This is a genomic window from Methylobacterium sp. J-072 (assembly GCF_022829425.1).
Taxonomy (GTDB): domain Bacteria; phylum Pseudomonadota; class Alphaproteobacteria; order Rhizobiales; family Beijerinckiaceae; genus Methylobacterium.
This window is the reverse complement of the sequence record NZ_JAKSYK010000038.1, coordinates 1-18,332: the sequence shown is the minus strand read 5'-3', so window position 1 is coordinate 18,332 and position 18,332 is coordinate 1. Positions and strand designations below refer to the sequence as shown.

General features: G+C 68.3%; 16 protein-coding genes, 1 tRNA gene and 1 pseudogene. 7 read left to right on the top strand and 11 right to left on the bottom strand.

What is annotated here, in order from left to right:
• Positions 1-132: 132 nt before the first annotated feature.
• A tRNA-Pro gene (locus MKK67_RS03275) sits at positions 133-209 on the bottom strand.
• A gap of 82 nt (positions 210-291) precedes the next feature.
• Positions 292-990: a 4'-phosphopantetheinyl transferase family protein gene (locus MKK67_RS03270; RefSeq protein WP_243962209.1), complete on the bottom strand. Its 699-nt coding sequence runs from the start codon at positions 988-990 to the stop codon at positions 292-294.
• A gap of 127 nt (positions 991-1,117) precedes the next feature.
• Between MKK67_RS03270 and MKK67_RS03265 the strand changes: the two genes are divergently transcribed.
• The 3 genes from MKK67_RS03265 (at position 1,118) to MKK67_RS03255 (ending at position 5,826) form a co-directional block, all read left to right on the top strand.
• Positions 1,118-2,401, top strand: coding sequence for an MFS transporter (locus MKK67_RS03265; RefSeq protein WP_243962208.1), 1,284 nt, complete (start codon positions 1,118-1,120; stop codon positions 2,399-2,401).
• A 64-nt stretch (positions 2,402-2,465) separates the two neighbouring features.
• Positions 2,466-4,895, top strand: a complete 2,430-nt coding sequence (gene ligA / locus MKK67_RS03260) for an NAD-dependent DNA ligase LigA (protein ID WP_243962207.1) — start codon at positions 2,466-2,468, stop codon at positions 4,893-4,895.
• A gap of 70 nt (positions 4,896-4,965) precedes the next feature.
• Entirely contained in the window at positions 4,966-5,826 is an 861-nt protein-coding gene (locus MKK67_RS03255) for a 3'-5' exonuclease (RefSeq protein ID WP_243962206.1), read from the top strand.
• A gap of 163 nt (positions 5,827-5,989) precedes the next feature.
• Here MKK67_RS03255 and MKK67_RS03250 read toward each other — a convergent pair whose 3' ends face one another.
• On the bottom strand, positions 5,990-8,188 hold the full coding sequence (locus MKK67_RS03250; RefSeq protein ID WP_243962205.1) for a 3-hydroxyacyl-CoA dehydrogenase NAD-binding domain-containing protein: 2,199 nt from the start codon (positions 8,186-8,188) through the stop codon (positions 5,990-5,992).
• A 113-nt stretch (positions 8,189-8,301) separates the two neighbouring features.
• Here MKK67_RS03250 and MKK67_RS03245 point away from each other — a divergent pair, with 113 nt between their 5' ends.
• Entirely contained in the window at positions 8,302-9,081 is a 780-nt protein-coding gene (locus MKK67_RS03245) for an EAL domain-containing protein (RefSeq protein WP_243962204.1), read from the top strand.
• 33 nt (positions 9,082-9,114) lie between these two features.
• Here MKK67_RS03245 and MKK67_RS03240 read toward each other — a convergent pair whose 3' ends face one another.
• The 4 genes from MKK67_RS03240 to rpsT form a co-directional block, all read right to left on the bottom strand.
• Positions 9,115-9,624, bottom strand: a complete 510-nt coding sequence (locus tag MKK67_RS03240) for a hypothetical protein (RefSeq protein ID WP_243962203.1) — start codon at positions 9,622-9,624, stop codon at positions 9,115-9,117.
• Between the two features lie 121 nt (positions 9,625-9,745).
• A complete protein-coding gene (locus MKK67_RS03235; protein WP_243962202.1) occupies positions 9,746-10,954 on the bottom strand; it encodes an acetyl-CoA C-acetyltransferase in 1,209 nt (402 codons plus the stop codon).
• A gap of 222 nt (positions 10,955-11,176) precedes the next feature.
• Positions 11,177-12,673 (bottom strand): chromosomal replication initiator protein DnaA, encoded by a 1,497-nt coding sequence (dnaA, locus tag MKK67_RS03230; RefSeq protein WP_243962201.1) that lies wholly within the window; start codon positions 12,671-12,673, stop codon positions 11,177-11,179.
• A 487-nt stretch (positions 12,674-13,160) separates the two neighbouring features.
• Positions 13,161-13,427 (bottom strand): 30S ribosomal protein S20, encoded by a 267-nt coding sequence (gene rpsT, locus MKK67_RS03225; RefSeq protein WP_147856441.1) that lies wholly within the window; start codon positions 13,425-13,427, stop codon positions 13,161-13,163.
• A gap of 302 nt (positions 13,428-13,729) precedes the next feature.
• Between rpsT and MKK67_RS03220 the strand changes: the two genes are divergently transcribed.
• On the top strand, positions 13,730-14,116 hold the full coding sequence (locus MKK67_RS03220) for a hypothetical protein (protein ID WP_243962200.1): 387 nt from the start codon (positions 13,730-13,732) through the stop codon (positions 14,114-14,116).
• A gap of 303 nt (positions 14,117-14,419) precedes the next feature.
• Here the strand turns inward: MKK67_RS03220 and ccmB are convergent, their stop codons facing one another.
• Both ccmB and ccmA read right to left on the bottom strand, forming a co-directional pair.
• The gene (ccmB, locus tag MKK67_RS03215; protein ID WP_243962199.1) at positions 14,420-15,088 is read right to left on the bottom strand and encodes a heme exporter protein CcmB; all 669 of its coding nucleotides are present in this window, start codon (positions 15,086-15,088) and stop codon (positions 14,420-14,422) included.
• Entirely contained in the window at positions 15,085-15,720 is a 636-nt protein-coding gene (ccmA, locus tag MKK67_RS03210; RefSeq protein WP_243962198.1) for a heme ABC exporter ATP-binding protein CcmA, read from the bottom strand. The genes ccmB and ccmA overlap by 4 nt, the downstream gene beginning before the upstream one ends.
• A 110-nt stretch (positions 15,721-15,830) precedes the next feature.
• Between ccmA and MKK67_RS03205 the strand changes: the two genes are divergently transcribed.
• A complete protein-coding gene (locus MKK67_RS03205; protein ID WP_243962197.1) occupies positions 15,831-16,013 on the top strand; it encodes a hypothetical protein in 183 nt (60 codons plus the stop codon).
• On the opposite strand, the gene MKK67_RS03200 is transcribed toward MKK67_RS03205, so the two are convergent.
• Entirely contained in the window at positions 16,014-16,787 is a 774-nt protein-coding gene (locus MKK67_RS03200) for an RNA methyltransferase (protein ID WP_243962196.1), read from the bottom strand.
• Between the two features lie 197 nt (positions 16,788-16,984).
• Between MKK67_RS03200 and MKK67_RS03195 the strand changes: the two genes are divergently transcribed.
• Positions 16,985-18,199, top strand: coding sequence for an NADP-dependent isocitrate dehydrogenase (locus MKK67_RS03195; RefSeq protein ID WP_243962195.1), 1,215 nt, complete (start codon positions 16,985-16,987; stop codon positions 18,197-18,199).
• Between the two features lie 6 nt (positions 18,200-18,205).
• Here the strand turns inward: MKK67_RS03195 and MKK67_RS03190 are convergent.
• Positions 18,206-18,332, bottom strand: a pseudogene (locus MKK67_RS03190) (IS5/IS1182 family transposase); the annotation flags it as partial.

The following is an 18,332-nucleotide window of genomic DNA, read 5'->3' as shown; positions in this document are numbered from 1 at the left end:
CGATCGGCCTGAAAATGGATGTGATGCAGGGATGCCGACAGAATTGGCTGCAAGCATGCGCCGAGCATGACTGATAGATCTCAGTCGCGGCGATCAGCAAAAGCGGGAAGACCTGTACTCCCTGAAGGAGCTTGGTCGGAGTGGCAGGATTTGAACCTGCGACCCCCACGTCCCGAACGTGGTGCGCTACCAGACTGCGCTACACTCCGAAGGCCGGCTTGCGTGTCCGCAACTGCCGGCAGCGGGCTTATAGCCGCGCCTTTCCCGGACCGCAAGGCCGGTTTTGGGCGATCAGCAAAGGCGGCTCGGCCAATCGCCCCGGAGATGCCGAACCGCGATCCCGGCCTCCGCGGATGGCACTGCGATCGTCGCGGCGTAGCCCAGTCCGCAATCGATGCCGGCGAGGGTCCACGCGCCGCCCTCTGCCATACGCAGGAGACGTGGCGGCTCCGGCGGCACGCTGACGCTGAAGCGGTCGAGCGGCAGCGACAGGCCGGTGCCCAGCGCCTTCACCACCGCCTCCTTGCGTGTCCAGAGGCCGAAGAATGCGTGATCGACAGCGTTCGGCGACAACGCCGCCAGCGCAGCAGCCTCATCGGGCGAGAAATGCGCGCGGGCGATGCGCAGGGCGTCCGTGATGGGCCGGATTTCCTCGACATCGACGCCGATGGCCGCGCCGCGCGTTAGACCGATGAGCGCGCGGCCACCGGAATGGGACAGGTTGAAGTCGAAGGCGCCGCGCGCGGATCCGACGAGTTCGGGCTTGCCGCCGGCGCCGGCCTCCAAGCAGATCTCGGCAGGGGCGAGGCCCAAGGCCTCTCCGAGGATCAGCCGGAGCGCCGCATGGCCGGCCCGGTAGCGCATGCGGTCGGCCGGACGCAGGAAGCGCCCGGCGCGGTCGCGCTCATCGGCGTCGAGAACCGCCTCGCACAGATCGAGCTGGTCCGGCGACAGGGCGAGATCGACGATCCAGATGTCGGCCGCGCTCACGCGACGCCTCGCGGCTTCTGGGCGCACGACGTAGTCTGCTCGGGACGAGGCGGCACGGGTTCGGATCCGGTGACGGCGGGATGAGGAGCATCGTCGTGCGGCACCGGACCGGCAAGTGCATCCCGGCTTGAGCGCGCCGTCGCGTGACGGATGGCTGCGAACCCCGAATCTCGCCGGGCGACGCGCCCGCTACGGCGTGTTCTTCGCGACCTACCTCTATCAGGGCCTGATCGCGGGATTCTCCCTGACCGCCCTGGCCAATCACCTCGCGGCGCGCGGCGTCCCGGCGACCGAGGTCGGCTTCCATTTCGCCCTGGCCGGGTTACCCTGGACGGTCCAGCCGATCCTGTGGGGACCGCTGATCGATCGATCGGCGCATCTTCGCATGGGCCGGCGCCGGCCCTTCGCGGTGGCGGCGATCCTCGGATGCCACGCGGCGCTCGCCCTGATGCTGCTGCTTGGTGCCGATCAGGTCGGCCTGCTCGGACTCGCCTTCCTGGTCCACAGTGTGTTCGCGTCCCTGCTCGACACTGCCTGCGACCGGATGATCATGGATCACGTTCCGGCAGACGAGCTCGGCCGGGTCAGCGCCTGCACGCGGGCCGGGTTCGTCGCCGGCACCAGCCTCAGTGCCGCGATCTTCGGCTGGACGCTCGCCGCCTATGGGCTGGATGTCAGCCTCGCCGGGCTGCTCGCGGCCGGCATCCTGGCAAGCCTGCCGATGCTGATCGTGCGCGAAGCGCCCGGTGACGCGCTGGTGGATTTCGGCCGGCGCGGCCCGGCGCCGCGGCGCATTCCGTTTCTGCGCTTCCTGCGCCGCCTCGGCCTCGCCCTGCGGCGGAAGCGGGCGCTGCAGCTCCTCGCCCTGTGCTTCGGCCTCGACGGCGCCCTCGGGCTGTTCGAGCTGCCCTTCTCGGTCGACCTGCTCCAGAGCCGCGGCTGGGACGCAGCTGCCCTGTCGCGCTTTCAGGCCGGTCTGGCCCTGGTGAGCGGGACCGCGGGCGCCTTCGCGATCGGCCTCTGGTCGGACCGGGCTGGGCCGGTAAGGCCGCTCCGAATCCTGCTGCTGGCGAGCGCGATGACCTTCGTGCTGGCGGGCGTCCTGATCGCCGCCGGTCTCCTGGGGCCGGCGGCGCCGCTGATCCTGGCGCTCACCAACGCGCTGCCGGGGCTGCTAATCGTCGCGCTGATGCCGGCTCTGCTCCAGGCCAGCCGCGGGCGCGCCGGCGCGGCGACGCAGTTCGAGGTCTACATGGCGGCGATGAATCTTGGCTCGGTCACTGGCACGATGCTGGCGGGCTGGCTCGCCCCTGTGATGCCGCTGGCCGTCCTCAGCGCCGTGGTCGCCGCCGTGTTCTTGGGGGCCTACCTGTCGGTCGGCCGCGGCGATCTGCTCGCCCCCCGGCGCTGAGGGACATGGGGATGCCGCGCCCCAACCGACTCCCGCGCGGCGCGCGATGCGCTAGAACGCCCCCATGCCAGCCGCGAAGTCAGATACGCCCGAGCTCGACCTGACCGCCGAGGAGGCGCGCACCGAGCACGCGCGGCTCTCGGAGGCGATCCAGGAGGCGGACCGGCTCTACCATCAGGAGGACGCACCCGAGATTTCGGATGCGGAATACGACCGCCTGCGCCGCCGGCTCGAGGAGATCGAGACCCGCTTCCCCGATCTCGCCGGGACCGGGGCGGTCAGCACCTCGGTGGGCGCTAAGCCCTCGGAAAAATTCGCCAAGGTCCGGCACGCCGTGCCGATGCTGTCGCTGGGCAACGCCTTCGACCCGGAGGAGGTCGCCGAGTTCGTGGCTCGGGTCCGCCGCTTCCTCGGGCTTGCCGAAGACGCGCCGCTCGCCTTCACGGCCGAGCCGAAGATCGACGGCCTGTCCCTGTCGCTGCGCTACGTGAACGGCAAGTTGGAGACCGCGGCGACCCGCGGCGACGGCGAGGTCGGCGAGAACGTCACAGCCAATGCACGCACCGTGCAGGACATCCCGGCCACGCTCGCGGGCAGCGGCTGGCCGGAGATCTGCGAGGTGCGCGGCGAGGTCTACCTGTCGCACGCGGATTTCGCCGCTATCAATGCGCGCCAGGAGGCGGCCGGCAAGCCGCTCTTCGCCAACCCGCGCAACGCCGCCGCCGGGAGCCTGCGCCAACTCGACCCGGGCATCACCGCCTCCCGGCCGCTGAAATTCTTCGCCTATGCCTGGGGCGAGCTCTCAGGGCCGATCGCCGAGACGCAATCCGGCGTCCTGGAGCGCTTCGCCGCCTGGGGTCTGCCGGTGAACCCGCTCACCCAGACCTTCACCGATATCGAGTCGATGCTCGGCCATTATCGCTGGATCGAGGCGGACCGGTCCGGGCTCGGCTACGACATCGACGGCGTCGTCTACAAGGTCGACGATCTCGCGCTGCAGAAGCGGCTCGGCTTCGTCTCGCGCTCGCCCCGCTGGGCGCTGGCCCACAAGTTCGCCGCCCAGGAGGCGACGACGGTGGTGGAGGACATCGTCATCAATGTCGGCCGCACCGGCTCGCTCAACCCCCTGGCGAAGCTGCGGCCCGTGACGGTGGGCGGCGTGGTCGTCTCCAACGCGACGCTGCACAACGAGGGTTACGTGAAGGGCGTCGGCGGCGACGGCGAGCCGATCCGCGATGGCCGGGACATCCGCGTCGGCGACACCGTCACGGTGGTGCGGGCCGGCGACGTGATCCCCAAGGTGATGGATGTCGACCTCACCAAGCGCCCGCCGGATTCGCAGCCCTTCGCCTTCCCGGAGACCTGCCCGGCCTGCGGCAGCCGCGCCGTGCGGGCGATCAACCCGCGCACCGGCCGCCCCGACGCGATCCGGCGCTGCACCGGCGGCCTGATCTGCCCGGCGCAGGGCGTTGAGCGGCTGAAGCATTTCGTGTCGCGCAACGGCTTCGACATCGAGGGCTTCGGCGAGACCTATATCGAGGTGCTGTTCGAGGCCGGGTTGGTGCGCCAGCCGGCCGACCTGTTCCGGCTCGATTTCGAGACCCTGAAGGCCGCCGTCGTGGCGCGGCGCGAGGCGCTCTCGGCCGAGCGGCGCGCCGAGGCCGGGGCGACCGAGCCGCCCAAGAAAGCCGCCAAGAAGAAGGGCGAGGACGAAGACAAGGCGATCAAGAACCTGCTCGCCGGCGTCGAGGCGCGCCGCCAGGTTCCGATGAACCGCCTGCTCTTCGCCCTCGGCATTCCGCAGATCGGCGAGGCCACCGCCAAGGCCCTGGCCAAACGTTTTTCTGAGATGCCGTCGCTGATCGCGGCGATCCGGGAGGCGGCCGCCGTGCAGCCGGGCCCGGACTGGGTCGAGCTGCGGTCCGTGGACAGAATCGGCGACACGACCCGCGACCGGCTGCTCGATCTCGGCTTCCCGGAGGACGCGCCCTCCGATGCGCCGCGCGCCCGCCTCAGCGCGCCCCAGCGGGAAAACCTCCTGCAGCATTACGGCGATGCCGATAGCGTGCGAGCCGCCCTCGCCCGGGCCGCCGCGCAGAAGCCCGGCGATGCCTACCGGCTGTTCGCCGACGACGGCGAGATCGGCCCGGTGGCGACCGACGCGCTGATCCTGTTCTTCTCCGAGCCGCACAATGCCGACGCGGTCGCGGCCCTGCTCGAACAGGTGACGGTCGAGCCGATGGAGCGGCCGACCGCCGCTTCAACGTTTGCCGGCAAGACCGTGGTCTTCACCGGCACTCTGGAAAAAATGACCCGCAACGAGGCCAAGGCGGTGGCCGAGCGGCTGGGCGCGAAGGTCTCCGGATCGGTCTCGGCCAAGACCGATCTCGTGGTCGCGGGCCCGGGAGCCGGCTCGAAGCTCAAGGATGCCGAGAAGCACGGCGTCCGGGTCGTGTCGGAGGACGATTGGCTGGGGATGGTGGCCGAGGGTTGAAGCGCGAGTCGTGGGGCTTTAGACCGCTTGGGAACACCCCGAGAACGTTCCCCGGCATGGTCCACCCGCGATGACGGTCCTGGCCCTCGACTTCGAGACGGCCAACGAGCGGCGCGACAGCGCCTGCGCGGTGGGGCTCGCCTGGATCGCGGACGGGCGGATCGTGCGGCGGGAAAGCCACCTGATCCGGCCGCCGGAGATGCGGTTCTCGCCGGGCAACATCCGGGTCCACGGCATCTTGCCGGCCAACGTCGCCGATCAGCCGGACTTCGCCGGGGTGATGGCGCCTTATCTGGGCGACCTGACCAGCGGTCTGATCCTCGCCCACAATGCGAGCTTCGATATCGGCGTGCTGCGGGCCGGCTTGGCCCGCGCCGGCCTGCCGGTGCCGGCCCTGTCCTATCTCTGCACCGTCCAGATTTCCCGACGGGTGTTTCCCGCGCCGGAGGGATGCGGCCTCGGCAAGGTTGCCCGGCGCCTCGGCATCCGCTTCGAGCACCACGATGCCGGCGAGGATGCCTATGCCTGCGCGGCGATCGCACTGGCTGCCATGCGCGAGACCGAGACGCCGGACGTGCACGGCCTCGCCGCGGCGATCGGCGTGCCGGTCACCCGGGTGACGGGCGGCCCCTCCCTCCCCCGCCGGGCTCCGGGGGCGATCAGCAACCGCGCGATGGCCGCCTTTCCAATGGCCCCTTCGGCGCTGAGCTTCACGATCCGGGGCTCGACCGGCAACCAATACAGCGTCGTGCTGGAAGAGCGGGCCGGCGGCCCGCAGCTGCGGTGCACCTGCACGGCCGGCCGCTACGGGATGCGCTGCCGCCACGTGAAGGCGCTGGAAGTCGGAGACATCACCGACCTCCTCTCCGACAACGCCAACGATGTCGAACTGCTCGCCCGCATGCTCGGCGCGAAGGCCCGCGTCGCCTGACGGCGGTTTTCCTGGCTGAAGGCGTTCGTAACACGGCGACGCGCTCGATATTGATCGCGCCAATATACCGGTGCGTGATCAGCCGTCGACGCCGCGAGCCGAGCCGTTCCCGAGGCGATCGGGAACGGCTCTCTGGCCCTAGTCTGACAGGCTTCCGCCAAAATCAGGCGGCGCGCTTCTGCTCCCCATAAAAAGTCCTGCCCTGCTCGGCCATGGCCGCCAGGGTGTCGGGCACCCGGAAGCGGGGGCCGTGCTTGGCCTCCAGGCCGCGGGCGAGCGCCACGAAGGACGCCGCGCCCATGAAGTCGATGTAGGACAGGGTGCCGCCCGTGAAGGGCGCGAAGCCGAAGCCGAGGATCGAGCCGACATCGGCCTCCCGGGGATCGGTGACCACGCCCTCGCCGACGGTACGGGCGGCTTCCAGCGCCTGCACCACCAGGAGCCGCTGCTTCAGCTCGTTGAAGTCCACCGCCTCCGGGTCGAGCCGGTTGGGCTGCAGCTCCGCCAGGCCCGGCCAGAGACGCTTGGGCGCGCCCTCGGGGTAATCGTAGAAGCCCTTGCGGTTCTTGCGCCCGAGCCGGCCCTGGCCTTCGACCATAGCGGTGAGGATCGACTTCTGGGCCGGGTCGACCGCCCCCTCGCCCACCTGCGCCTCGGTGGCCTTGGCGATCTTGAGCACGAGGTCGAGGGCGACCTCGTCGTTGAGCGAGAGCGGACCCACCGGCATGCCGGCCTGGCGCCCTGCGCTCTCGATCATGGCGGGCGGCACGCCCTCGGAGAGCATCTTGTGCCCTTCCAGGATGTAGGCGCCGACGCAGCGGTTGGCGAAGAACCCGCGGGCGTCGTTCACGACGATCGGCGTCTTCTTGATTAGCCGCACGTAATCGAGGGCGGTCGCGAGCGCCGCGTCGCCGGTGGCCTCGCCCTTGATGATCTCAACCAGCATCATCTTCTCGACGGGCGAGAAGAAATGGATGCCCACGAACCGGTCCGGCCGCTGCGAATTCTTCGCCAGGCCGGTGATCGGCAGCGTCGAGGTGTTGGAGGCGAAGATCGTGTCGGGGCCGATCACCGCCTCGACCTTCTGGATCACCTCGGCCTTAACCTTGGGATCCTCGAACACCGCCTCGATCACGAGGTCGCAGCCGCTGAGCGTGGCGTAATCGGCCGTGGTGGTGATCCGGCCGAGCAGCGCGTCGCGATCGGCGGTCTTGGCGCGGCCCTTGTTGATCTGGCCGGTGATCAGCGTGTGGGCGTAGGCCTTGCCCTTCTCGGCGGCCTCGATCGACTGGTCGACCAGCACGACTTCGAGGCCGGCTTGCGCGGTGACGTAGGCGACGCCGGCGCCCATGAAGCCGGCGCCGATCACCCCGACCCGCCGCAAGTTGGTGGCCGGCACGTCCTTCGGCCGGCGGGCGCCCTTGTTCAACTCGCCCATGGAGATGAACAGCGTGCGGATCATCGCCGCCGCCTCCTTCGAGCGCAGGATATGGGCGAAGTACCGGCTCTCGACCCGCAGGGCGAGGTCCATGGGCAGCTGGAGGCCCTCGTAGACCGAGGCCAGGATCGCCTTGGCGGCCGGGTAATTGTCGTGGGTCTCGCGGCGGTAGATCGCGTTGGCCGGCGGCCAGATCATCATGCCGGCGGGCGAATAGACCTTGCCGGAGGGCGCCTTGAATTTTGGCACGTCCCAGGGCGCCACCGCGGAGCCGCCCTCGCGGATCCAGGCCTTGGCGCGCTCGACGATCTCGGCCTGCGGCGCCACCGCGTGGATCAGGCCCATGCCCTTGGCCATGGGCGCGCGGATCTGCTCGCCCTTGAACAGCATCTGGAGCGCGTCGCCGGTCTGCATCAGCCGGGCGACCCGCTGGGTGCCGCCGCCGCCCGGGAACAGCCCGACCTTGATCTCCGGCAGCCCGACCCGCGTCTTCGCGTCATCCGAGGCGACGCGGTGGTGGCACGACAAGGCCAGCTCGAAGGCGCCGCCCAGGCACAGGCCCTGGATCGCCGCGGCGAACGGCTTGCCGCTGGTCTCCAACCGGCGGAACAGCAGCGACAGGCGGCGCGACGCCTCGAAGAAATAGCGCATCGCCACCTCCTCGCCCTGCTCGGCCTTCAACTGCTCGTAGTCCCGGCGGTGAGCTTGCAGCATCGTGAGGTCGGCGCCCGCGGAAAAATTGTCCTTGCCGGTGGCGATCACGCAACCCTTGATCGCAGCGTCCGAGGCGACCGTCTCGATGATCTGCTCCAACTGATCCATCACCGCTTCGGTGATCACGTTCATCGACCGGCCCGGCATGTCCCAGGTCGCCACCGCAACGCCATCTAAATCGGTCTCAAAACGGAAATCGGTCAGCGTCATGGTGCCGTCCTCCCAAAGTCACGCCGTCTAAAAGCCGGTGGTTGTACGTTAAGGTTGCATTGAGTGCTGGAGCGCATGATCCGCCGGTCGGGGGGTACCGACGGATTCGGCACATGACGAAGGACATTGGCTGCCGCGCATGCCGCGACGGGGCCGCCCTCGATTTCGACTTCACGATGGCCTTCCAGCCGATCCTCGACCTCGGATCCGGACACGTCTGGGCCTACGAGGCCCTGGTGCGCGGGCCCAACGGCGAACCGGCCGGCACGATCCTCGACCGGGTGACCGATACGACGCGCTACCAGTTCGACCAGGCCGCGCGCGTCAAGGCGATCGAACTGGCCGGGCGCCTGTTCCCGCGGGACAGCGACACCCGATTGTCGATCAACTTCATGCCGAACGCGGTCTACGAACCGAACGCCTGCATCCGTGCCTCGCTCGAGGCCGCGCGGCGCGTCGACTTCTCGTATCGGCGGATCATGTTCGAATTCACCGAACAGGAGCGGTTCCAAGACATCGAGCACGTGAAGCGCATCGTGGCCGCCTACCGCAAGCAGGGCTTCCTGACGGCGCTCGACGATTTCGGCGCCGGCTTCGCGGGGCTGAACCTGCTGGCGAATTTCCGCCCCGACCTGATCAAGATCGACATGGAGCTCGTGCGCGGCATCGACACCGATTCCGGCCGCCACGCCATCGTGTCCGGCATCATCGCCATCGCCCGCGCGCTCGGGGTCACGGTTCTGGCCGAGGGCGTCGAGACCGCGGGGGAACTCGACGCCCTGCGCGGTCTCGGGATCACGCTGGTGCAGGGCTATCACTTCGCCAAGCCCGCGCTCGAGGCCCTGCCCCGGGTGGACGGCTTCGCCCACCGGGCGGCCGCGCGCGCGGCCTGAGGCCAGCCGATCGCGCGCGGGGGACGGCATCGGCTACTTCGGCGCCGGGGCGGGGGGCGCCGCCGGCGGCGGGACCGGCGGCGCGCCGGCCTTGGGCGTGTTGTCGGTGGCGGCGGCCACCGCCAGCATGTTGAGGAGCTTGGTCACCGAATTCTGCGAGATCGCCGTCACCGCGGAGTTGGGATCGGCGTTCATCGTCTGGAACTTGAGATAGGTCGGGTCGGCATAGATCTCGTCGAGATGCTTCAGCTCGGCGAGCGTGAACTTCTGGGCGTATTCCTTCGACAGCCCCTCGATCATGATGCCGCGCTGCTTCTCGAACTCGTCGGTGAGTTCCTTGCGCACGGCCTCGGCGCGCGATTCCGGCATCGCCGCCACGGTCTTCTCCAGGGCGACGTTGAAGCCGGTCTGGAGGTTCTTGATCAGGGTCTTGTTCACGAGCGAGGTCGCCTCGGCGACGCGGTCCGACGCTTCGTCGGCGCGTGCAGCAAGCGGCAGGCTCATGGAGACGCCCAGGCAGAGCGTCGCGATCAGGCGGTTCAAGGGCTCGACTCCCAATTTGTTATCGTTCGGCCCGGATTCGCGCCGCACGTCATCCGCGCCTCTATCAGCGTTCCCGGGCTTTGGGGAGCGGCCCCCGCCGGCTCCCGCGCCGCAGGACCGCTCAGACCCGCTCGATGATCGTGGCGGTGCCCATGCCGGCGCCGATGCAGAGGGTGACCAGCGCGCGCTCCTTGCCGGTGCGCTCCAGCTCGTCGAGCGCCGTTCCGAGGATCATCGCGCCGGTGGCGCCCAGCGGATGGCCGAGCGCGATCGCGCCGCCGGTGACGTTGACGATCTCGGGATCGAGATCGAACGCCTGGCAGAAGCGCAGCACCACCGCCGCGAAGGCCTCGTTCACCTCGAACAGGTCGATATCGGACAGGCTCAGACCGGAGCGGGCCAGGACCTTCCGGGTGACGTCGACCGGACCGGTGAGCATCAGGGCCGGGTCCGAGCCGATATTGGCGAACGCCCGGATCCGCGCCCGCGGGCGCAGCCCGGCGGCGTCGCCGGCCGCCTTCGAGCCGATCAGCACGGCAGCGGCGCCGTCAACGATGCCCGACGAGTTGCCGGCATGGTGGACGTGGTTGACCGTCTCGACATCTGGATGCGCATCCGTCGCCACCGCGTCGAACCCGCCCATCTGTCCCATCTGGACGAAGGAGGCCTTCAGCGCGGCCAGCGACTGCATGTCGGTGCCCGGCCGCATATGCTCGTCGCGGTCGAGCAGCGTGATGCCGTTCACGTCGCGCACCGGCACCACCGAGCCGCCGAACAGCCCGTCCGCCCAGGACTTGGCCGAGCGCGCCTGCGAGCGGACCGCGTAGGCGTCGCAATCGTCCCGCGAGAAGCCGTACTTGGTGGCGATCAGGTCGGCCGAGACGCCCTGCGGCATGAAATACGACTTGATGGCGATCGCCGGATCGACCGGCCACGCGCCCCCCGAGGCGCCGATGCCGATGCGGCTCATCGATTCGACGCCGCCGCCCACCGCCATCGCGTGCTGGCCGCACATCACCTGCGCGGCAGCGAAATTCACGGCATCGAGGCCCGACGCGCAGAAGCGGTTGATCTGGATGCCCGGGACATGGTCGCCGTAATCGGAGACCAGGGCCGCGGCGCGGGCGATGTCGCCCCCCGCCTCGCCCACCGGGTCGACACAGCCGAGGATCACGTCGTCGACCAAAGCCGTGTCGAGGCCGGTGCGGTCCTTGAGCGCCCGCAGGGTCGTCTCGGCGAGGCGCAGGGCCGTCACCTCGTGCAGCGCGCCATCCGCCTTGCCACGGCCGCGCGGCGTGCGGACGTGATCGTAGATGAAGGCTTCGGGCATCGGCGTTCCCCAGCGTGTTCTTGCCTGTTGGCGACGCGGCCATACCGGGCCGAGTCGCTGGACGCCAGTCTGCCACGGCGCATGCGCCTCGCACCATCCCGGGCCGCGGTGAAACGTAGAGCTTCGAAGGGGGCTCGAAACAGAGCCGCGCCCGATCGAGGTTCGATCGGGCGCGGCTCGCGATCTCGATGGCCGGTGGCGGCCTGTATCCCGTCCGGGATCCTAGTCCTGGAGCATGCGCTTCAGGAGTTCGACCTCGTCGCCGAGGATCGTATCCTCGCCGATCAGCTTCTCGATCTTGCGCACCGCGTGCAGCACGGTCGTATGGTCGCGTCCACCGAACCGACGGCCGATCTCGGGCAGCGAGCGCAGGGTCAGCACCTTCGACAGGTACATCGCAATCTGGCGCGGCTTGACCACGGCGGCGGTGCGCCGCTCCGACAGGATATCCGAGCGCGAGACGTTGTAGCGCGAGGCGACCAGCTTCTGGATGTCCTCGATCTTGATCCGCTTCGGCTCGCGGTTCTTTACGAGGTCGCGGATCGCGCTCTCGGCGGTCTCCATCGTGACGGCGGTGCCGGTGAGCGTGGCGTGAGCGAGCAGGCGGTTGACCGCGCCTTCGAGGTCGCGGCCATTGGCCGTGATCGCCCGGGCCACGTAGGTCGCGACCTGCGGCGACACGTCGAAGCCGGGATGCGCCGCCCGCACGGCGGCGAGCCGCGCCGACAGGATCGAGACCCGCAGGGCCTCGTCGAGGGCGGTGATCTCGACCACCAGGCCGCCGCCCAGGCGCGAGCGGACGCGCTCGTCCAGAGCCTCCAGCTCGGTCGGGGGCCGGTCCGACGCGACCACGACCTGACGGCCGGCGTCGATCAGCGCGTTGATCGTGTGGCCGAACTCGGCCTGGATCGACTTGCCTTGGATGAACTGGACGTCGTCCAGGATCAGCAGGTCGATGCCGCGCAGGCGCTCCTTGTAGGCGAGCGCCGACTGGGTCTTCAGGGCGTTGACGAAGCCGTACATGAACCGGTCGGCGGTCAGGTAGATCACCCGGCGCCCGGCCTCGCGGGCGGCGTGGCCGATCCCGTGCAGCAGATGCGTCTTGCCCAGGCCGACGCCGGCATGGAGATAGAGCGGGTTGTACAGCGCGCCCTCGCCCTGGTGCCGGGCGACCCGCTCGGCGGCGGCATGGGCGAGCGCGTTCGAGCGGCCGATGACGAAGCTGGAGAAGGTCAGCCGCGCATCGAGCGGCGTGCCGCTGAGGTCGCCCCCGGCATCGGCGTTGCGCTGCTCGGAGGCGGTCGCGACAGTGGCAGCCACGGGGGCCGGCGTGTTGGTGGCGTGGAGCCGGGCGAGCGGGCCGCTGGCCGGGCCGGCCTTAGGCGCGCCGACGACGGCGGGACGCGCCGGGGCGCCGGTGCCGCGCACGCCGACCTCGATCCGGGCGATCTCCTCGGCCTCGGCCTTGAAGGTGCCGAGCACCCGGTCGAGGTAGTGCGATTCGATCCAGCTCTTGAGGAAGCGCGTCGGCACCGTCAGCCGTGCCGTGCCGGCCGATACGCCTTCGAGTTCCAGACGGGCGAACCAGCTGGCGAACACGTCCTCGCCCAGCTCGGCGCGCAGCCGCCGCTTCACCCGCGCCCAGGCGGGTCCGAAATCCGTAGTGCCGCCGCTGCGGCCACCCTCGTCGTCGCTCGCCACCGTTCCGTCGACACGCATCACTGGCTCTCCCGACGCCGCCGGCGGAAACCCGCAGGCTGCGCGTACGCACGATTTACGCCCTCAGCGTCCCGCATGACCGGGCGGGACAGACTCCTTGGGTGGAGTCAACTCCCCACCAAGGAACTTTTGCCGATTGGAAGAGCCTATCAACAATTACCTACAGTTCCTTTAACAGTGGGACTTGTGGGGATGGCCCAGATTCCCAACCGCAAGTGTTTCCTGACCCAACCAAGCCGCTTGCTAGAGTCTTGGCGAATCGGATTGATTCGCTCTCGTCCCGATATCGGCAGTTTTTGCTTGAACGCAGTCAGTTTCTGTTAAGCTACACGCCGCCCCTAGACTCTGCAACGTGCCAAATTCTGGTCTAGGGTTAACGCTTCGCGACGGCCCGGGACACGGAGCAGCCAAGCGCATCCGGACAGCGGACACGAAAAAGCCCGGCGCGAAGGCCGGGCTTTGTCTCGTCCAGTGGTGCGGTGGCGGCTTAGGCGGCCAGCGCCTTCACCCGGGCGGCCAGGCGCGAGACCTTCCGCGAGGCGTTGTTCTTATGGACGATGCCGTGCTGGGCAGCGCGCATCATCTCGGGCTCGGCGGCCCGCAGGGCGGTCAGCGCGTCCTGCTGGTTGCCGGCGGCGATCGCCTCCTCGACCTTGCGGACGAAGGTGCGCATGCGCGAGCGGCGCGAGCGGTTGACCGCTGTGCGCTTCTCGATCTTGCGGGTCATTTTCTTGGCCGAAGCGGTGTTGGCCATGGAGTCCTCGTTCTCTTCGTCGGGCGATGCCGACGGGCCGGCTCAGCCGGGAATCGGTCGTCGCATCAGGTTGTCAGGCGATGGCCGAGACGCAGCGCGCGCGAAAGCGCGGCCTCTCGGCGAAGCGCGCTCTATAGACACGGTCCGATGTCGCGTCAACGCATCGGTCGGAGCAAGCCCAGCGACACGGCGAGCTTCGGCGAAGCCATCACAGGTTCTCGGGTGGTCATTTTTTCCTTGTAAATAGGCTTTAATTCAGATCCAGGTCTCTCAGTCCATACGGGAGAGAGGGCCGTCCGTGAATGGCGTTACGCTCAAATCCGTCATTCGAAGTGGCGTTGCTACGCAGCCTTGTGGCTGGCCTCACATTCGAATTTAAGCTTTTAAAGCTGCGACTTGCTCTTCAACGAGCGTATTCGCCAGAACAGCCTCGTGTACCCGCCGGCCAACCCAATGCCGGACAGTGGGCGCGTGAAGCGGAAAACTTGCGCCCTGGATCGAATTATCAGCAAATTGCCGAAACATGCCAGGAGTATATCGAGGCCAACTGCGTAGGAAAAATTTATCGCGAATTCCCTCGACAATTCCTCGGAATGGATATCTCAGATTTGAAGGCTGCCGCGCGAGCTAATGAACCCGGAGCCAAGAAAGCACATAAACTATTATTTGATAATCGCTTCAAAAAGTAGGAGGCATAAGAATGGAACCTGTATCTATTTTTAGAATTTTGAATCTTCTCGAAAAATCGAAAGTGAAATTTCGTCTCGCCCGTGACCGTCCAGACACAATTAGGGTTGATGCGACATTATATGGTCTGCGACTCGAAATAGAGTGCTTCGATGACAATCATATAGAAATTTCAACATTCCGAGGCACGGAAGATATCGACGGAGAATACGATTACCTACTGAAGATCTTGTCCGAAAACTCAATGGATTAGATCGAGACAATTCGATATGATGATTTGAGGCATGGCGGCAGGTGATCACGTGTCACTCCGGCCAGCGCAAAGCCGCCGCCGCCGCCAGCGTCCCGACCACGGCGGCGATCAAGGTCAGAGCGGCCAGCACGGCCAGCGGCACGAGGAACGGCACCGTGCCCCCCGTCGCCGCCTGGGCGGCCGAGACGCCGAAGATCAGGCTCGGGATCATCAGCGGCAGGACCAGCACGGCGAGAATCAGGCCGCCCCGGCGAATCGAGGCCGTCAGCGCCGCTCCGACCGCGCCGATGAAGCTGAGTGCCGGGGTTCCGGCGAGCAGGGTCAGCGCCGTGGCGCCCATGGCGGTGCCGTCCAGGGCGACGAGCAGGCCAAAGAGCGGCGAGGCGAGCGCCAGGGGAAGGCCGGTGGTCAGCCAATGCGCCGTGACCTTGGCGAGCACGACGCCTTCGAGGGGCACCGGGGCGGCGGTCATCAGGTCGAGGGAGCCGTCCTCCTCGTCGGCCTGAAACAGCCGGTCGAGGCCGATCAGGGTCGAGAGCACCGCCGCGAGCCAGAGGATCGCAGGGCCGATCCGCGACAGCAGGTTGAGGTCAGGCCCGAGCGCGAACGGCACCAGGGCGACGATCATCAGGAAGAACATCAGCGACAGGGCGCCAGAGCCGCCGACCCGGCCGGCCAGGCGCAGGTCGCGGGCGATCAGGGCCAGGATCGCGCGGGTCACGCCCAATCCTCCATGGACTCGGGCTCCGGAGCGATCGACGCCTCGATGCGCAGCTCCGCCGCCCCGTCGAGGCCGAGCGCCTGGTGGGTGGCGGCGATCACGAGGCCGCCGCCGGCCCGATGCGCCGCCATCAAGCCGGCGAGCAAGGCCTGCGAGGCGGTGTCGAGGGCCGCGGTCGGCTCGTCGAGGAGCCAGAGCGGGCGTTCGCAGACCAGCAGCCGCGCCAACGCCACCCGCCGCCTCTGGCCGGCCGACAGGTAGCCCACCGGCAGGTCGTGGGCATGGCCGAGGCCGAGCTGCTCCAGCGCATCCCGGGGCGACAGCCGCGGCGCGCCGAGGAGTTTTTGCGCGAACAGCAGGTTCTCGCCGGCGGTCAGCGAACTCTTGAGCCCGTCGCGATGGCCGACGACGTGGAGGCATTCCGGCAGGCTCGCCTCGCCGACCTCGGCCACCTCGACGCGCCCGGCATCGGGCCGCAGGCGACCCGACAGGATGGCGAGTAGGCTCGACTTCCCGGCGCCGTTTCGCCCGGTCACCGCCAGGGCATCCCGCGGCCCGAGGGCAAAGGCCAGGCCAGAAAAAATGCGGCGCCCAGAGCGGCGGCAGGCGAGATTGTCCACGCTGAGCCGCACCCGATACCCCGCCCTCTCCCGCCGACGCGCGGCGCCTCCATGCCCGATTGCGGCTCGCAACGGAACCGTGCCGCTACGCTCCGTCTTTTTCACCGATTACGGAGGCTCCGATGAACGAGGCACACAACCCGACTGAAGCCGAAACCGCCGCGACGGCGGATGCGATGGCCGGCCGGGCGCTGGTCGAGGCGCGAATAGCGCTCTGCACGCCCGAGGAACAGGCGGCGTTCTGGGAGGCGGTGGGACGCTGCTTCGGCGGCGGCAAGCCACCCGACATGCAGACTGTCGACTAATTAGGTCCCCTTTCGCGTCAGCGCCCGCAGCGCGCCGCGGAAGGTGCGGACATCCTGCTCGGTCAGGCTCATGCGGTGGAGCATGTCGCGCATGTTGCGGGCGATGATCTCCCGCTTCTCCGGCGGGTAGAAGCCGGCGCCGTCGAGGGCCGTCTCCAGGCTGCCGAACAGCGACATCAGCGCCTCGCGTCTGGCCGGCGGCGATAGCAGCTCCCCCGAGAACGGCAGAACCGCCCGCCCGCTGGCCTGGCGCCAGGCATAGCCCACCAGCAGCACCGCTTGCGCGAGGTTCAGAGACGGGAAATCCGGGGAGACCGGGAAGGTGATGATCGCATCGGCGAGCGAAACTTCTTCGTTCGTCAGCCCGACCCGCTCCCGGCCGAACATCACCCCAATGCGCTGCCCCTCCCGGGCGACCACCTCGCCCATGGCGGCCTCGGGGGCGAAGACGCGCTTCATTTGCCCGCGCTCGCGCGCCGTGGTGGCGAGCACGTAGTGCAGGTCGCCGATCGCCTCGGCGACGCTGCTGTGGATCGTCGCCCGGTCGAGGACATGGGTGGCACCCGAGGCCGCCTCGCGCACGCCCTTCTTGGGCCAGCCGTTCTTGGGGTTGACCAGGCGCAGCTCCGACAGGCCGAAATTCGCCATGGCCCGGGCCGTCATGCCGATATTCTCGGCGAGCTGCGGCTCCACCAGGATCACCACCGGGGCGATCCCCGGCGGCACCTCGGTGATCGTCGACGGTTTCTCGCTCTGTTGCTCTGGCGTCGTCATGCCGGCCCTCTGGCACAGGGGGCGACCGCCCGTCGAGGCCCGGGTGACGAAGCCGCCCGGATGACAGCCCGCGCCTTCCGCTGCCGAAAAGGCCGCGCTATGTCGCCGGGGCGATACGGACCCGGTCGATATTCGGGCGGGCGACCGCACGGCCCTTGCATGCCGTGCGCGGGGACAACGGGAGAAGGCATCGGTCCATGGCGAAGATCAAGGTAGCGAACCCCGTCGTTGAACTCGACGGCGACGAGATGACCCGGATCATCTGGGCCGAGATCAAGAACAAGCTCATCCACCCCTATCTCGACGTCGACCTCGAGTATTACGACCTCGGCGTCGAGCACCGCGACGCCACCAGCGACAAGGTCACAGTGGACGCCGCCGAGGCGATCAAGCGCCACGGCGTCGGCGTGAAATGCGCCACCATCACCCCGGACGAGCAGCGGGTGCAGGAGTTCAACCTCAAGGAGATGTGGCGCTCGCCCAACGGCACGATCCGCAACATCCTGGGCGGCGTCATCTTTCGCGAGCCGATCATCTGCAAGAACGTGCCGCGGCTCGTGCCAGGCTGGACCCAGCCCTTCGTGATCGGCCGCCACGCCTACGGCGACCAGTACCGCGCCACCGACTTCAAGGTGCCCGGCAAGGGGCGCCTGACCATCAAGTTCGAGGGCGACGACGGCACGGTGATCGAGAAGGAGGTGTTCAAGTTCCCGGACGCCGGCGTCGCGATGTCGATGTACAATCTCGATCAGTCGATCATCGACTTCGCCCGCGCCTCGCTGAACTACGGCCTGGCGCGCAAGTACCCGGTCTACCTGTCGACCAAGAACACCATCCTCAAGGCCTATGACGGCCGGTTCAAGGACCTGTTCCAGAAGGTCTACGAGGAGGAGTTCGAGGCCAAGTTCAAGCCGCTCGGGATCACCTACGAGCACCGCCTGATCGACGACATGGTCGCCTCCTGCCTGAAATGGTCGGGCGGCTACGTCTGGGCCTGCAAGAACTACGACGGCGACGTGCAGTCGGACACCGCCGCGCAGGGTTTTGGCTCGCTCGGCCTGATGACCTCGGTGCTGATGACCCCGGACGGCCAGACCGTCGAGGCCGAGGCCGCCCACGGCACCGTCACCCGCCACTACCGCGAGCACCAGAAGGGCCGCGAGACCTCGACCAACTCGATCGCCTCGATCTTCGCCTGGACCCGCGGCCTGTCGCACCGGGCCAAGCTCGACGGCAACGACGAGCTGGCGAAGTTCTCCGCCACCCTCGAAAAGGTCTGCGTCGACACCGTCGAGGCTGGGCACATGACCAAGGACCTCGCGCTGCTCGTCGGCCCCGAGCAGAAGTGGCTCTCGACCACGGGCTTCCTCGACAAGGTCGATCAGAACCTGAAGACCGCGATGGGCGTCTAAGAGCGCCTAACAGAACCGTTTGATCTGGTTGAGGGTGATGAGGCTTGCCGCGAGGCTTGTGAAGGCCTCGTAGATGTCGGCGCGTCGCTCGTAGCGGACGGGCAGGCGGCGGAAGCGGTTGAACCAGGCGTGG

What these genes read in the sequence shown, in the direction of transcription:
- ligA (WP_243962207.1), top strand. Translation starts at nt 2,466, where the DNA reads ATGCCAGCCGCGAAGTCAGATACGCCCGAGCTCGACCTGACCGCCGAG.
- MKK67_RS03255 (WP_243962206.1), top strand. Translation starts at nt 4,966, where the DNA reads ATGACGGTCCTGGCCCTCGACTTCGAGACGGCCAACGAGCGGCGCGAC.
- MKK67_RS03250 (WP_243962205.1), bottom strand. Translation starts at nt 8,188, where the DNA reads ATGACGCTGACCGATTTCCGTTTTGAGACCGATTTAGATGGCGTTGCG.
- MKK67_RS03245 (WP_243962204.1), top strand. Translation starts at nt 8,302, where the DNA reads ATGACGAAGGACATTGGCTGCCGCGCATGCCGCGACGGGGCCGCCCTC.
- MKK67_RS03235 (WP_243962202.1), bottom strand. Translation starts at nt 10,954, where the DNA reads ATGCCCGAAGCCTTCATCTACGATCACGTCCGCACGCCGCGCGGCCGT.
- dnaA (WP_243962201.1), bottom strand. Translation starts at nt 12,673, where the DNA reads ATGCGTGTCGACGGAACGGTGGCGAGCGACGACGAGGGTGGCCGCAGC.
- rpsT (WP_147856441.1), bottom strand. Translation starts at nt 13,427, where the DNA reads ATGGCCAACACCGCTTCGGCCAAGAAAATGACCCGCAAGATCGAGAAG.
- MKK67_RS03220 (WP_243962200.1), top strand. Translation starts at nt 13,730, where the DNA reads ATGGCGTTACGCTCAAATCCGTCATTCGAAGTGGCGTTGCTACGCAGC.
- MKK67_RS03205 (WP_243962197.1), top strand. Translation starts at nt 15,831, where the DNA reads ATGAACGAGGCACACAACCCGACTGAAGCCGAAACCGCCGCGACGGCG.
- MKK67_RS03200 (WP_243962196.1), bottom strand. Translation starts at nt 16,787, where the DNA reads ATGACGACGCCAGAGCAACAGAGCGAGAAACCGTCGACGATCACCGAG.
- MKK67_RS03195 (WP_243962195.1), top strand. Translation starts at nt 16,985, where the DNA reads ATGGCGAAGATCAAGGTAGCGAACCCCGTCGTTGAACTCGACGGCGAC.